This is a genomic window from Tolypothrix bouteillei VB521301 (assembly GCF_000760695.4).
Taxonomy (GTDB): Bacteria; Cyanobacteriota; Cyanobacteriia; order Cyanobacteriales; family Nostocaceae; genus Scytonema; species Scytonema bouteillei_A.
This window is the reverse complement of the sequence record NZ_JHEG04000001.1, coordinates 5,575,715-5,589,697: the sequence shown is the minus strand read 5'-3', so window position 1 is coordinate 5,589,697 and position 13,983 is coordinate 5,575,715. Positions and strand designations below refer to the sequence as shown.

Here is a 13,983-nt window from a genome sequence, read left to right as displayed (position 1 = left end):
GCATAAATGCAGGTCTGCCAGTCATGTCTCAAAAATATCAAGTTTGTCAGTGGTTTTTCGGTTTCTTAAGAGTAGGTCTTCATCAAAATCGCCGGAAGCAAACTTTCGGGCTTCTCTTAACTCTCTCTGCTTTTTTGGCAGTCACACCATCATTGATGGTTACTTCTCAAACCAAGCTACTTGCTGAAACTTTTGTTCCTTCTCAGAATCTTGAAGCAGCAAGCTTGTTCCAGCAAGGAGTTATGCGCTACAACTACAAAGACTTTCAGGCGGCGGAGACTGCTTTGCGTCAAGCGTTACAGCGAGATCCAAATATAGCTGCTGCTTACAATTACTTAGGTAGTATCATGTTGCAGCAAAATCGCTTGGATGCAGCAGTGCAAGAGTTTAGTGAAGCAATTAGAATTAACCCCAATCTTGGCGAAGCTTACTACAACATTGGATTAGCGCTACACAAACAAGGACAGAAAGAGGCGGCTATAACTGCTTATCGTCAAGCTATAGTGATCGACCCAACCATGGCGTCTGCTTACTACAATCAGGGGTTAGCAGTGTATGAACTCGGACAAGTGGATGAAGCGATCGCTCTATACCAACAAGCCGTTAATTTAGATAGCACCAATATTAACGCTTACTCTAACTTAGCAAAAGCTTTAGAACAAAAAGGACAAACAACTGAAGCGATCGCAGCCTATCGCAAAGTTTTAGCAATCAATCCTGAAAACGCTGAAGCTTACAATAACATGGCAGGTTTGATGGCAAACCAGGGTCAAGCATTAGAAGCAATCGCTGTTTATCAGCAAGCCATTCGTCGAATTCCCAACAATGCTGAAGCATACTATAACCTTGGAGTGACTTGGTACAATCAGGGCGACTATAAGAAAGCCCATGGAGCGTTGAAATCAGCTCGCGATCGCTACCGCAAACAAGGTAACATCGAGCAGGCAAGTAAAGTAGAGCAATTGATGCAGCAAATTGTCCAACTAGCAGCATACAAAAAAACTCAGGTCGGTCAAACTCAAAATACTGCGCCTACTCAAACGCCTACTAGCACTGTAGCGGTACCCGAACAAGAAACACCAACCCCAACAGAAACTCCCACTGAACCACAAAGCAATAACGACAGTGTACCCATTCGGGTTGAAGAACCAACATTCAATTTAGGCCAATAATATTTTGGATGGGTGGATGCATGGATTGGGGAAGGTAGGGTTTTCCTCCGGAGATAGGGTAATGGGGATGATAATGTGTTGCCAGTATTTCTTCTTTGTCTTCCTTGTCCCCCTATCCCCCTAAATTGGCAAGCGATTGATATCTTTGTTGCAGCCAATAACCACCATCGCCGAACCGCGTTCAAAACGCTTGTAGGGGTCGGGGTTAATTTGAAATTTTCCATCCTGACTTACAGCAAGTAAATTCAAACCATAGCGGTTGCGAAGTTGCAGTTCCGCGATGGTTTTGCCGTGAAATTCATCAGGTACAATCACTTCTACGATACTGTTATCTGGGTCGAGGTCAAATCTATCCAAGATAGAAGGCTTAGTCAGAGTTCTTGCTAGAGCACAACCTGCTTCATATTCAGGAAAGACAACGTGGTCTGCTCCTACTTTATGTAATAGTTTGCAGTGAACTTCACTAGAAGCTTTTGCCACAACATGAGGTACACCACCCTCTTTGACATTTAATGTTGTGACTATACTTTCCTGAACGTAATTTCCAATTGCCACAATCACCGTATCAAATTCCAAAATTCCTGCTTCTTTGAGTGCTGCTGACTCTGTTGAATCTAGTTGCAAAGCATGAGCAGTTATTTGCTCCGTTAATGCTTGCGATACCCGCTTTTCGTCTATATCCGTAGCTAAGACTTCATAGCCAAACTTATGTAAAGTTGAACAGACAGAACGCCCAAAACGACCTAACCCTATAACAGCAAATTGCTGGTTGTCTTTACGCAGACTGCGAAAAAATCCCAACGATGACAAATTCACAGTTTTGATCCTTAATTAACAATGCTTTTTTTATGAGAAAAACGGCAGCATCTTAACGAGTGCAAAAATATTATGCGATCTTCTAAATCGCGACTGTACAAACAAAATCCGCCTGCGCGAACTACTTCTAGCTTGCGGAAGAGGCTTTTGTATATAGCCCCAGACTTACAGTCTGAGAATAATTTACACACTTAGGATATTCCCAGAAAAATTCGGCATAACCGAATTTTAAAGGTTTTCATTTTCTGCCCAATCAACTATATCTTATCACTCTGGTAAATTATTTATCAGGCATTGAGTATTGACTGTGAATCATCTCCCTTATGATATAACTAGCCCACAAGCAAATTTTCTTCAGGATAATGAACGTTAGTAGGACGCGGATCTCCAAGGATTGCCGACATAAGCAGCAAAACGCCAACCCTTCCTATATACATTGTAACTATGAGTATCAGTTTTGCTCCTACAGAAACACTTCCTGTAATTCCTGTAGAGAGACCTACAGTTGCAAAAGCCGATACGACTTCAAAAAGAATTTGAATAAATGATATTTTTGGATCTGTTAGTGCAATCAATATCGTAGCGAGAATGACAGTACCAATTGAGCCAATTAAAACACCAACAGCCTTTAATACTAAAGAGATTGCGACTTTTCGATCGTAGAGCAAAACTTCTTCTTTGCCTTGAAGAATTGCCTTGGTACAACTTGTAAGAACTCTCAACGTCGTTGTTTTGATACCACCTCCCGTTCCACCCGGACTGGCACCAATAAACATCAGTGCAATAGTAATAAATAACCCTGCTGTTGTCATTTTGCCTATGTCAATAGTATTAAATCCAGCAGTTCTGGGTGTCACTGATTGAAACCAAGCAACTAATAATTTATCCGGAAAACTGAGGTTACTAAATGTTGCGGGATTTCTAAGTTCCACAAAGAAAAATGCAATAGCTCCCAAAATTAAAAGAACCAGAGTTGTACTCACTGCTACCTTAAAATCTAAAGAAAACAGGAGTTTTAGTTGTCGTTTTTGCCAAGTATCGCGCAGCCAAACAAAAGCTTCTAAAATGACTTGATAGCCGATGCCCCCAAAAATAATTAACCCGCTGACAACAAAAACGACTAAAACCGATGATTGATATTTGATTAAGTTATCTGGAAACAAACTAAAACCTGCATTGTTCCAAGAATTAATACTGTGGAAAATCGATAGCCAAAGCCCTTTACTCCAGCCATAATCTGGAACAAAAGCAGGTAGCAGTAAAAATATTCCAGTGATTTCAAAAATTAAGGTAGTGGCAATGATGGAACGAATTATTTGGACGCTTCCTTGCATTCCCGGTCGATCTAAGGCTTGTTGGATAGCGATTTTTTGTCGCAATTCAAATCTCCGACCGATCAACAAAATGAGAAAGGTTGTGGTGGTCATGTAGCCCAAACCCCCAATTTGGACCAAAAGAGCCATAAAAAATTGACCCCAAAAGGAAAAGTAAGTACCCGTATCAACAACCCCCAAACCTGTAACGCAAACTGCTGAAGTAGAAGTAAATAAGGCTACAATCGGGTCATTCCAATGACCGCTACTGGTCGAAAAAGGCATCATCAGTAGGATAGTTCCTACGCTGATGACTGCTAGAAATCCCAAACAAATTTTTTGAGAAACAGTCATATAGATGTAAAATTCGCAACACCCTAGGTAGTAGAGTTGAATCACTCTTACCTAGATGTAAAAACACATTAACCTAATTTAAATAAAAACACACATGGTAGCCTACGAATGTGTCTAAATTTTTGTCTTATCACTGCTTTTCTTCATGAGTGCAACACTTTACCAGCAAATTCAGCAGTTTTACGATGCTTCTTCCGGGTTGTGGGAACAAATCTGGGGAGAACATATGCACCACGGCTACTATGGTGCAGATGGCAAGGTGAAAAAAGATCGCCGTCAAGCACAAATCGACTTAATTGAAGAACTACTGAACTGGGCTGGAGTTCAAAAAGCTGAAAATATACTAGACGTAGGATGTGGAATTGGTGGAAGTTCGCTATATCTAGCAGAGAAGTTTCACGCTAAGGCTACAGGAATCACTTTAAGCCCGGTGCAAGCAGCAAGAGCAACACAACGCGCCCAAGAGTTAAATTTGGGTTCTCAAGCTCATTTTCAGGTTGCAGATGCTCAAGCAATGCCTTTTGAGGGCAATTCCTTTGATTTGGTTTGGGCGCTAGAAAGTGGCGAGCATATGCCTGATAAAACTAAGTTTATGCAGGAGTGCAAGAGGGTGCTAAAACCTGGTGGAATATTCATTATGGTGACTTGGTGCCATCGATCTATTGCCAGTTCACCACTCACAGTAGATGAGGAAAAGCATTTGGCGGAAATTTATCGAGTTTACTGCTTGCCTTACGTTATTTCTTTACCAGAGTATGAGAATATTGCCTGCAAACTCGGTTTGCAAAATATTCGTACTGCAGATTGGTCAAAGGCTGTTGCACCATTTTGGGACACGGTGATTGATTCAGCGTTTTCTCCACAAGCGATTTGGGGTTTGCTACTTTCGGGTTGGACAACAATCCAAGCTGCGCTGTCTTTAGGTTTAATGCGTCGGGGTTACGAACGTGGATTAGTTCGATTTGGTTTGTTGTGTGGAACGAAATAACGAACTTGTACTCCCACGCTTGCGTAAGACACAGAGAGAGGAGGTTTTGATGAATCAGATTTCGCAACGACGGTTTAAGGACAGCTGGCTTTACAGTTTTTGGAAGTTTTCACGTCCTCACACGATTATTGGTACAAGTTTAAGTGTTTTAGGTTTGTATCTCATTGCAATTTCCCCACTCTCCGATTCCCCCACTTCCCCCCTTCCACTCTTAGGAGCATGGATTGCTTGTCTGTGTGGCAATGTTTATATTGTGGGATTGAATCAACTCGAAGACGTGGCAATTGATAAAATTAATAAGCCCCATTTGCCTATTGCCGCTGGAGAATTTTCCATGCAAACAGGTAAGTGGATTGTTGGCATAACTGGTATTTTGGCACTGTTGTTATCAGTTATCCAAGGACCTTTTTTATTTGGAGTTGTCGCTGTTAGTTTAGCCATTGGTACGGCTTACTCTGTACCACCTATCCGCTTAAAGCGATTTCCTTTTTGGGCGGCGGTTTGCATTTTTTCAGTGCGTGGGGCAATAGTTAACTTAGGGTTGTTTTTACACTTTAGTTGGGTTTTGCAAAAAAATCAGTTGATTCCTTCTAAGGTGTGGGTTTTGACATTGTTTATTTTGGTTTTTGCTTTTGCGATCGCAATCTTTAAAGATATTCCCGATATCGAAGGAGATCTTCTGTACAACATCAAAACTTTCACGATTAAACTTGGCAAACAAGCCGTTTTTTATCTTGCAATTTGGGTCTTGACTCTATGTTACATGGGAATGATTTTGGTAAGCTTATTTAAGCTAGCAGAAGTCAACTCAATTTTCCTAATTTTGACACAATTAGTTGCCTTAATTTGGATGTGGTGGCAGAGTCAAAAAGTTAACTTGCAGGAAAAAAGCGACATTGCTCGATTTTATCAGTTTATTTGGAAGCTGTTTTTCGTGGAATATTTAATTTTCCCCATTGCTTGTCTTTTAGCGTGAACGTATAACAGCAACCAGTGACCAAATATAGATTGGGGAATATTCACCGTTCTCTCGTTCCCAGGCATAGCCTGGGAATGCAATCTGTGAGGCACAGCCTCGCATTTCTAGCTAAGTACAAGAGGCAGTCCCAATGCAAAAATTTCACCATCGGATCTGTTGCAAACATTTTTTGAATTGGTATGATTTTTAGAATGGAAGGGTAAGACCATGCCTTACAGCCAGTTTGATATTGAATCAATTCGAGAAAAATTTCATATTAATTTAATAGAAAAAGTTGGTAAATTTGAAGATGTTCCAGAAATTACTTACAGCAATTACTTAGCTGAAACTCTTCGCTTTAATACACCAATAGCCTTAGCAATTAATTCAGAAAAATCCCGTTCGGAAATGATTATTACACCGATTTTATTAGAATTAAAGCGATTGTACCCTCAAAAAGTTAGTTTATTTTCTGGTAAAGATTTTATCGTTGACGTAGAAAAAGGTTTAAATGGTTTTTGTGATTTTCTTATCAGTCGTTCTCCAGAACAATTAGTTATTACATCACCAGTTATTGCAGTAGTAGAGGCAAAAAATGAGAATATTGAATCAGGTTTAGGACAGTGTATGGCAGAAATGATTGCATCTCAGATTTTCAATCAGCAAAAAGGCAAGCAGGTTTCTCAAATAATCGGTGCTGTCACTACCGGAAGTAGTTGGAAGTTTATGCAGTTAAGAGAAACAACAATAGAAATTGATTTAAACGAATATTTTTTGAACCAAGTTAGTAAAATTTTAGGAATTCTCAGTTTGGGATTGGAATAAAATAGAACTTTTGTCAAAAATCTCAATACTAAAACCCTTATCAATGACAAATGACATTTGTGACCATCTACTTATTATGTTTTACATTGAGGAATTAAGATAATGTTTGACAATATTCAACCTAGTTCTGTCTTTGCTGTATTTGCCGTTATTTCGAGTCTTGCATTGCTTGGCTATTTTTCTTGGAAAACCTTAATTACTGCCAATCTTTTCCAGAAAGGAGTCACGCTTTACCAGCAAGAAAATTACAAAAATGCAGAAGCAGCTTTTCGCCAAGTTATTGCTATCAATTCAACAAATGATGTGGTTCATCTACTGTTAGGTGATACTTTAATGCAGCAAGGAAGAGTCGAAGAAGCAACCCAACAATTTCAAGATGTCATTAACCGCGCACCAAAAAAAGTCGATGCTTATTTGCGGCTATCCAACGCTTTGATGCGGCTAGAAAGAAAAGAGTCAGCCATTGCTACGCTGGAACAAGCCAGAGATTTACTCCAAGCACAGCGTCAATCGCAAAAATTAGCAGAAGTTAATCGCATTCTGGAAAAACTAAAGAAGGTTTAAAATATAAAAATTGTAAGACTCATGAATAAACCAAAAGGCAAAGTCTATCTTGTGGGTGCTGGACCTGGAGATATTGCCTATCTAACACTCAAAGCCTGCAAACTTTTATCGATCGCTGAAGTACTGATTTACGATGCTCTGGTAGATACAGAGTTATTGCAGCACCTACCACAAGATTGTTTGCAAGTTAATGTAGGAAAACGAGGCGGTCAACCCAGTACACCTCAAACCGAAATTAACAACCTACTCGTGAAGTATTGCCAACTGGGACGACAAGTTGTACGCCTCAAGTCAGGAGATCCGTTTATTTTTGGTCGCAGTACTTCTGAAATTGAAGCATTAAAAGCTGCTGATTGCGCTTTTGAAGTTATACCGGGAATTTCCTCAGCCCTTGCAGCCCCTTTATTGGCTGGAATTCCCCTAACAGATCCAGTGATGAGCCGATGTTTTGCTGTCTTAACAGCTCATGAACCAGATGCTTTAGACTGGGAAGCTTTATCGCGCTTGGAAACGCTTGTCATTTTAATGGGCGCTCAGCAATTAGGTGAAATTATACACCGACTTGTGCGGCAAGGGCGATCGCGTACAACACCGATTGCCATTATCCAATGGGCAGCTACTCCTCAACAACAAATTTGGACAGGTACGTTAGAAAATATACTCGAGCAAACCTCTGGTGTCTCGCTTTCACCAGCTGCGATCGTTATTGGTCAAGTTGTAGAGCTGCGCCCGTACTTGGAACCAAAGAACATATATATAGAGGAATTTTTATTCTCCAACGCCCCGCATCTTGAAACTATGGACGCAAACCTCCCCCCATCTCCTCCTCTCCCCCTCTCCCCCTCTCTTCCCCTGACAGGTAAAACCGTTCTTGTAACACGCGCCGCCGGACAATCCAGCCAATTTACACAAGCCCTGACCTCACAGGGTGCAACCGTTATTGAAATGCCAACGATAGAAATTGTTCCGCCCTCAAGTTGGGAAGGTTTGGATAATGCTATTTCACAGATATCTAGCTTTGATTGGTTGATTCTCACTTCTACCAATGGGGTGGACTATTTTTTTGAACGGTTGTTTGCCCAAAATAAAGATGCTCGGACTTTATCTGACCTTAAAATTGCCGTTGTTGGAGAAAAGACAGCCCAAAGCCTCAAACAACGCTGTCTCCAAGCTGATTTTATCCCTCCCAACTTTGTGGCAGATTCCTTAATAGAAAACTTTCCTGAAGAACTTGCGGGTAAAAAAGTTTTATTTCCCAGAGTAGAAACCGGTGGACGGGAAATTTTGGTGCAGGAATTAACTGCAAAAGGAGCACTTGTTGTAGAAGTAGCGGCTTATCAATCTCGCTGTCCGGAGAATGTCCCGCCCCCAGCAGAGATAGCACTTCAGAATGGAACTGTGGATGTGATTACCTTTACCAGTTCTAAAACAGTACAATTTTTTTATCAACTGATACAAAAAGTATTCTCTAAGAATTCTCAAGAAGATTTATCATTTGCTTTACCCGAAGTGTCAAGCCATCAGTCAATCGCAAAATCCATAGAGAAAGTCTGTATTGCTTCCATTGGTCCCCAAACCTCCAAAACTTGTCGTTCTTTATTTGGAAGAGTAGATGTTGAAGCAGAGGAATATACTTTGGAAGGCTTAACACAAGCACTCATAAAATGGTCAATAAATTCTTAAACAAACGGTAGAAATAACCTGAGAAAAGTTTTGGGCGAATATAATTCGCTACTACACAAACTAAGTCCGCCTGCGCGGACTTACGAAAAATCAAGATATTAAAACCCACGTAGGCGGTGAGACCAGTGCTACAGGAAGGTTTCCCGCGCCCTGACAACTGGCGTATAGCTCTGCGGATTTAACTTATACGCCGTAAGTCCCCCACGCTCATTTGGGACTCCAAATCAGTGGCGGGATATAAGGCGGGCGACGACGATTGCATATTTCTGGCTCATGTAAGCCGCAGGCTTGAAGGACAAAGGTGTATGAGGAGTCGCCAATTATTTTCTTGATAGTTTTTACTGAAAATAGTATATAATAGTAACAGGTCGATGTTTGGGAGATGTTTAGATGAGACGACAAGCTGTAAAAGTCAGACTGTACCCTACCGATAAACAAGTTCAAGTACTTGCACAACACTTTGGTTGTGCGAGATGGTGGTGGAATTATGGGTTGAATAAATGTATTGAAACTTATCAGGCAACTGGCAAAGGCTTGTCGCAATCAGGACTCAATTCTCTATTGCCTGCCCTCAAAAAAGATCAACAGACTCAATGGTTAGGAGAATGTTACTCACAGGTTTTGCAATCTGTGAGTTTGAATCTGAGTCGTGCATATCAAAACTTTTTTGAGGGGAGAGGGAAATATCCACGATTCAAATCAATTCACCACCGTCAATCTATTCAGTATCCACAGAAGGTAGAACAAATCAATGACTGTTTGAAGTTTCCTGGGAAATTAGGTGTTGTCAAAGCAAAGATACATCGACCTGTTGATGGCACTATCAAAACTGTCACTGTCAGTAAATGCCCATCCGGCAAGTACTACGCTTCTGTGCTGATGGAGTACTCGGGTGATTATCCCACATCAAAGACAAATGGTCAGGTGATTGGGATTGATTTAGGTATTGTGGATTTTGCCGTTACCTACGATGGCGAAAAGATTTCCAAATATCCAAATCCAAAACATCTCGCTAAATATGAACAGAAATTAGCCAAGAAACAACGCATTGCTGCTCGCAAGGTCAAAGGTAGTAATCGTCGTAGAAAAGCCACAAAAATTGTAGCTAAGGTATACGAACAAATTAGCAATGTCCGCCAAGACTACTTACACAAATTATCTCGATTGATTGTAAACAACAATCAAGTTGTAGTCGTTGAAAACCTGAACGTCAAGGGCATGGTTCGCAACCACAAACTGGCAAAAGCAATATCTGATACGGGATGGGGGACTTTTACCAATTTCTTAGCCTACAAGCTGGAAAAAGAAGGCAAGGTTTTGGTAGAAATCAACAGATGGTTCCCTAGTTCCAAGCTTTGCTCTCATTGTCATTACCAAATCAACGAGTTACCGTTAGATATCAGAACTTGGGTTTGTCCTAGTTGTGGTACTCATCATCACAGAGATGGTAATGCCGCGACGAACATTAGAGCCGAAGGTATCAGAATGCTGTCCTCCTCTGGGACGGGGGAGGCTAACGCCAATGGAGAGGAAGTCAGACCAATTCGAGGGCGTAAGCCTAAGATGCGGCATTCCTCCGTGAAGTTGGAAGCCAACACTGTACCCGGTACTCCGGTTCAGTGTGGGTAGTTCACATAGATGATTAAACGTATTATTGGATTAACTGGTGGGATAGCGACAGGCAAAACGACTGTTGCTAATTATTTGGCGAGTGTTTACAAGATACCTGTTTTAGATGCCGATATTTATGCTAGAGATGCGGTATCTATAGGGTCGCCAATTCTTCAGGCGATCGCTGAGCGTTATGGAGAAGACATTTTACTGGCAGATGGTAGCCTCAACCGCCAGCAACTGGGTGAGATAATTTTTAACAATCGAGAGGAACGCAACTGGGTAGAGAGTTCGATCCATCCTTACGTGCGCGATCGCTTCTTGCAAGAAATAGCTGCATCTCCTGCACAAACACTAGTCTTAGTTGTGCCTTTACTCTTTGAAGCAAGAATGACAGATTTAGTAACAGAAATTTGGGTTGTTAGTTGTTCTGAAGAACAGCAATTAGAAAGATTGATGCAACGAAATAATTTAACCTTAGAACAAGCAAAAGCTAGGATTCAGAGCCAAATGCCAATTTCAGAGAAAGTCGCCAAGGCAAATGTGGTTTTAGATAACTCTTCTACCTTAGAAATGCTCATAGAACAGGTGGATAAAGCCTGCGAATATGATGCGCGACTATACAAACAAAGTCCGCGCAAGCGGACTATATGAAAAATCAAATTTTAAAACCCACGTAGGTGGGTTTTGCCTGTATAGCCAAATTCTATTCACCAAGACTTTAATTGACAAACTTTTGAATGAAAGTGGCGTGTTCTGAAGAATTCACTCCTTGCTGTAGTACTGCTAGCACTTGAACCATATTTCCTGCTAGAAGATCTGAAACAGCCAACCACAAACCGGGAAAAACTCGACTTTTGATAATTCCATTTGCATCTACTTCTAAAGGAACATATTCCCCGTTTTGCAAGCTAAACCAATTGAGTCGATTGTCCAAAACTTGCCAGACAATATATTCCTGTACGCCATTACGACGGTATACCGACTTTTTATCATGCATATCAATTGATGAGCTACTGGCTGCAACTTCTGCAACTAACTCTGGTGCGCCTTCAAGATAATCATCTTCACTAATGCGTGCTTGTCCCCCTAATTTGTCATCAATTAAAAGCACAACATCCGGCTGTAGTTCGTTGTCCAAATCTAAACGTACTGTGGCATTATCAGCTAAGTACACATTAGGAGTAGATGCTTGATAAACTCCTAACCAGGTAATCAATTGCCCGTGAGGTTGTCCGTGACTTTTAAATCTTAGGGGAGACGCCACGTAAACCACTCCTTCTATTAATTCTGCTTTCTTTATATGCGGCATTGCTATGTAACGGCGCTCAAACTCTGGGCGCGTCAGGCGATCGCCACTTTCTAAAGGTGGTATTTTACCTATAGTTGCATCGTGCTTCACAGAAGGTGTCATGAGTGAGTTTCCCGTTTTGCAAGGCGTTAGCTTAAATGTAGCATGCTACTTTTTGCTCTCCTGATTAATGCCTCGCTCAAATTCATCAATTGCTTGAATGGAATCGGAAATTGAGAGACATTGTTCCAGTAAAGAAATATCTAACTGTGGCAACAACTTGCTTGAGTTTATTTGCTCGTACCCATAGGTGTCAGGGTAAACATTGGCTAGAGGAGCTTCTGGATTTTCCCGTAAGTAGTACAGCTTAAATTGATATTTTTCCCAGAACCAGACTTCTGAAACTCCAAGCGTCGGTAAACCTCTAATTTTCTTATGTTGCCACTCATTACAACGACTTCAATGGCTAAATCTGGTACTTTTTTTGCTTCTCCTATGCAATAACATTCATCTGGTTCTACCCCAGCTTTTCTTGCCTTGTTTTTGAATGTGGAACTGCACATAGGTACAAAACGAATGCGTTTGCTGTAGAAGAAACGCTCTAGCAGCATACCCAAATTTGTTTTTATATTTTCATGTCTGATTGAGGGCGATAAAATTTCTAAGATTCCATCTAAGTAGGTGACACGGTAATGGGAGTTATCCTCCAGTCTGGCTAATATTGCTTCATATGCTTGCCAACTTAAACCACTTTTTATCAATCGCTCCTCTGGATCGTCTGCAAAATCCAGTTCTGGTTCGTCAATCAGTTCTTTAAAGCTGCTGACCATTGTTTTCTCCTGCTTGCATTTTCCTCTTTAGCCCATCTTAAAATCACGCAACTTCACCACCAACTACCACATCACGAATCCGCAAACTCGGACCACCGCAACCCACAGCCAAACCGTTTTGTCCGCCTTTGCCACAACCACCAGATTCATCCCAGTAAAAATCATCGCCGATCGCTTCAATATCTGCCAGGGTTTGGAAAACGTTCCCTGAAAGCGTTACATCTTTCACAGGTTCAGCAATTCTACCGTTTCTAATCATCCACGCCTCCCCCGCACTAAAGGTAAACATCTCCCCATTCGTCATACCGCCCAACCAGTTACGGGCATAAACTCCTTCTTTAATATCATTAAATAAATCCCTTACGGGCGTCTTACCCCGTTCAATCCAGGTGTTGGTCATCCTGACAATAGGAGGAAAGTGATAGTTCAGACACCGTGCATTACCCGTAGGCTTTTCATCCAATTTGCCTGCTGTTTCGCGGGAATGCAAGCGCCCCACTAACATGCCTTCTTGAATCAGGGGTGTTGTTGTTGCTGGTGTGCCTTCATCATCATAAAAATAGCTACCGCGATGTCCATTTGGCGCAGCACCATCAAAAATGTGTAACTCTTTTGGACCAAACCGCCGCCCAATAGTCATCACTTCTAGCAAATCTGGATTTTCGTAAGCCATGTCTGCTTCAGAAAGATGTCCAAAAGCTTCATGGACAAATAACCCCGTGAGAATGGGGTCAATGACTACAGTGTAAGTATTCCCTTTAACTGATGGCAAAGATAAAGCTGCAACTGCTCTTTGTGCTGCAAGTTTTACTTGTTCATCTAAATTCATTAAATCTTCAAAAGCTTTACGCGAACCTGAGGTTTCCCTTCCCGTTTGTACCGTCTCGCCATTTCTAGCAGTTGCAGCAAAACGGATTTCCATATCTATCCAGGATTGCTCGATGTAGGTTTTTTCACTAGTCGCAATAATGACTCTTTGAGTGCTGTCAGCATAACGCACTGAAGTGGTGGTAATGCGTCGGTCAACACTTCTGAGCAAGTCCGTGTAGCGATCGCACAATTCTTTTTTCTCTTTGAGCGGAATTTGCCGGGGATTGGTTCCCGTTAGGGGTAAATTGCATATATCTTGAACTATGTCAATAGGCGCTAGTATAGTTTCCTCATCGCCAACGATTCTAGCCGCAGTAATGGCTTCTTCTATGCGATCGCGAATGGTTGAAAGCTGGTTAAAGCTACTAAATCCCCATCCCCCTTTATAGCAAGCGCGAATTTGCCCGCCAATAGTAATGCCTTCGCTTAAAGTTTCTACCTTGTCGCCACGCAACAAGATATCAGTTCCTTCCGCTTCTTCAAGACGAATCATGAGATAATCTACGCTTGATGAGTAGCGGGTGATAAGATCGCTCAGTAGATTTTGGGCGTCAGCAAGTAAGGTCTGCATTTGTAATTAGGACAGGAATAACGACAAACTCCATTCATTGTGCATTGATACGGATAAGTTGAGACACTTAATTGACAGACTCTCAACTTCCAGGCGTTGTGTCATAAAATTTAAACTATCTCCTGCTAGAGTTTAAA

At 41.4% G+C, this 13,983-nt stretch carries 12 protein-coding genes and 1 pseudogene; 8 read left to right on the top strand and 5 right to left on the bottom strand.

Annotated elements, in window-relative coordinates; all coding sequences use genetic code 11:
- Positions 1-23: 23 nt before the first annotated feature.
- Complete coding sequence (locus HC643_RS22540; RefSeq protein WP_072040706.1) at positions 24-1,172, top strand: tetratricopeptide repeat protein; 1,149 nt, start codon at positions 24-26, stop codon at positions 1,170-1,172.
- 120 nt (positions 1,173-1,292) lie between these two features.
- Here the strand turns inward: HC643_RS22540 and HC643_RS22535 are convergent, their stop codons facing one another.
- Both HC643_RS22535 and HC643_RS22530 read right to left on the bottom strand, forming a co-directional pair.
- Positions 1,293-1,988: a potassium channel family protein gene (locus tag HC643_RS22535; protein ID WP_038089471.1), complete on the bottom strand. Its 696-nt coding sequence runs from the start codon at positions 1,986-1,988 to the stop codon at positions 1,293-1,295.
- A 332-nt stretch (positions 1,989-2,320) separates the two neighbouring features.
- Positions 2,321-3,655, bottom strand: coding sequence for a TrkH family potassium uptake protein (locus HC643_RS22530; protein WP_038089475.1), 1,335 nt, complete (start codon positions 3,653-3,655; stop codon positions 2,321-2,323).
- 145 nt (positions 3,656-3,800) lie between these two features.
- Between HC643_RS22530 and HC643_RS22525 the strand changes: the two genes are divergently transcribed.
- The 7 genes from HC643_RS22525 (at position 3,801) to coaE (ending at position 10,938) form a co-directional block, all read left to right on the top strand.
- Positions 3,801-4,643, top strand: coding sequence for a methyltransferase domain-containing protein (locus HC643_RS22525; protein WP_038089478.1), 843 nt, complete (start codon positions 3,801-3,803; stop codon positions 4,641-4,643).
- A 49-nt stretch (positions 4,644-4,692) separates the two neighbouring features.
- The gene (locus HC643_RS22520) at positions 4,693-5,619 is read left to right on the top strand and encodes a homogentisate phytyltransferase (RefSeq protein ID WP_038089481.1); all 927 of its coding nucleotides are present in this window, start codon (positions 4,693-4,695) and stop codon (positions 5,617-5,619) included.
- Between the two features lie 210 nt (positions 5,620-5,829).
- On the top strand, positions 5,830-6,426 hold the full coding sequence (locus HC643_RS22515; protein ID WP_038089484.1) for a hypothetical protein: 597 nt from the start codon (positions 5,830-5,832) through the stop codon (positions 6,424-6,426).
- 102 nt (positions 6,427-6,528) lie between these two features.
- Positions 6,529-6,990, top strand: a complete 462-nt coding sequence (locus HC643_RS22510) for a tetratricopeptide repeat protein (RefSeq protein ID WP_038089486.1) — start codon at positions 6,529-6,531, stop codon at positions 6,988-6,990.
- A 21-nt stretch (positions 6,991-7,011) separates the two neighbouring features.
- Positions 7,012-8,673, top strand: coding sequence for a uroporphyrinogen-III C-methyltransferase (gene cobA / locus HC643_RS22505; protein ID WP_038089489.1), 1,662 nt, complete (start codon positions 7,012-7,014; stop codon positions 8,671-8,673).
- 390 nt (positions 8,674-9,063) lie between these two features.
- Positions 9,064-10,302 (top strand): RNA-guided endonuclease InsQ/TnpB family protein, encoded by a 1,239-nt coding sequence (locus HC643_RS22500; RefSeq protein ID WP_167844734.1) that lies wholly within the window; start codon positions 9,064-9,066, stop codon positions 10,300-10,302.
- Positions 10,303-10,311: 9 nt separating this feature from the next.
- Complete coding sequence (gene coaE / locus HC643_RS22495) at positions 10,312-10,938, top strand: dephospho-CoA kinase (protein WP_050045281.1); 627 nt, start codon at positions 10,312-10,314, stop codon at positions 10,936-10,938.
- Positions 10,939-11,005: 67 nt separating this feature from the next.
- On the opposite strand, the gene HC643_RS22490 is transcribed toward coaE, so the two are convergent.
- The 3 genes and pseudogenes from HC643_RS22490 to HC643_RS22480 form a co-directional block, all read right to left on the bottom strand.
- Entirely contained in the window at positions 11,006-11,698 is a 693-nt protein-coding gene (locus tag HC643_RS22490; RefSeq protein WP_038089493.1) for a Uma2 family endonuclease, read from the bottom strand.
- Between the two features lie 45 nt (positions 11,699-11,743).
- A pseudogene (locus HC643_RS22485) lies at positions 11,744-12,405 on the bottom strand (Uma2 family endonuclease).
- Positions 12,406-12,448: 43 nt separating this feature from the next.
- Positions 12,449-13,846, bottom strand: coding sequence for a TldD/PmbA family protein (locus HC643_RS22480; protein ID WP_038089496.1), 1,398 nt, complete (start codon positions 13,844-13,846; stop codon positions 12,449-12,451).
- Between the last annotated feature and the right edge of the window lie 137 nt (positions 13,847-13,983).

What these genes read in the sequence shown, in the direction of transcription:
- HC643_RS22540 (WP_072040706.1), top strand. Translation starts at nt 24, where the DNA reads ATGTCTCAAAAATATCAAGTTTGTCAGTGGTTTTTCGGTTTCTTAAGA.
- HC643_RS22480 (WP_038089496.1), bottom strand. Translation starts at nt 13,846, where the DNA reads ATGCAGACCTTACTTGCTGACGCCCAAAATCTACTGAGCGATCTTATC.
- coaE (WP_050045281.1), top strand. Translation starts at nt 10,312, where the DNA reads ATGATTAAACGTATTATTGGATTAACTGGTGGGATAGCGACAGGCAAA.
- HC643_RS22530 (WP_038089475.1), bottom strand. Translation starts at nt 3,655, where the DNA reads ATGACTGTTTCTCAAAAAATTTGTTTGGGATTTCTAGCAGTCATCAGC.
- HC643_RS22525 (WP_038089478.1), top strand. Translation starts at nt 3,801, where the DNA reads ATGAGTGCAACACTTTACCAGCAAATTCAGCAGTTTTACGATGCTTCT.
- cobA (WP_038089489.1), top strand. Translation starts at nt 7,012, where the DNA reads ATGAATAAACCAAAAGGCAAAGTCTATCTTGTGGGTGCTGGACCTGGA.
- HC643_RS22500 (WP_167844734.1), top strand. Translation starts at nt 9,064, where the DNA reads ATGAGACGACAAGCTGTAAAAGTCAGACTGTACCCTACCGATAAACAA.
- HC643_RS22510 (WP_038089486.1), top strand. Translation starts at nt 6,529, where the DNA reads ATGTTTGACAATATTCAACCTAGTTCTGTCTTTGCTGTATTTGCCGTT.
- HC643_RS22515 (WP_038089484.1), top strand. Translation starts at nt 5,830, where the DNA reads ATGCCTTACAGCCAGTTTGATATTGAATCAATTCGAGAAAAATTTCAT.
- HC643_RS22490 (WP_038089493.1), bottom strand. Translation starts at nt 11,698, where the DNA reads ATGACACCTTCTGTGAAGCACGATGCAACTATAGGTAAAATACCACCT.
- HC643_RS22520 (WP_038089481.1), top strand. Translation starts at nt 4,693, where the DNA reads ATGAATCAGATTTCGCAACGACGGTTTAAGGACAGCTGGCTTTACAGT.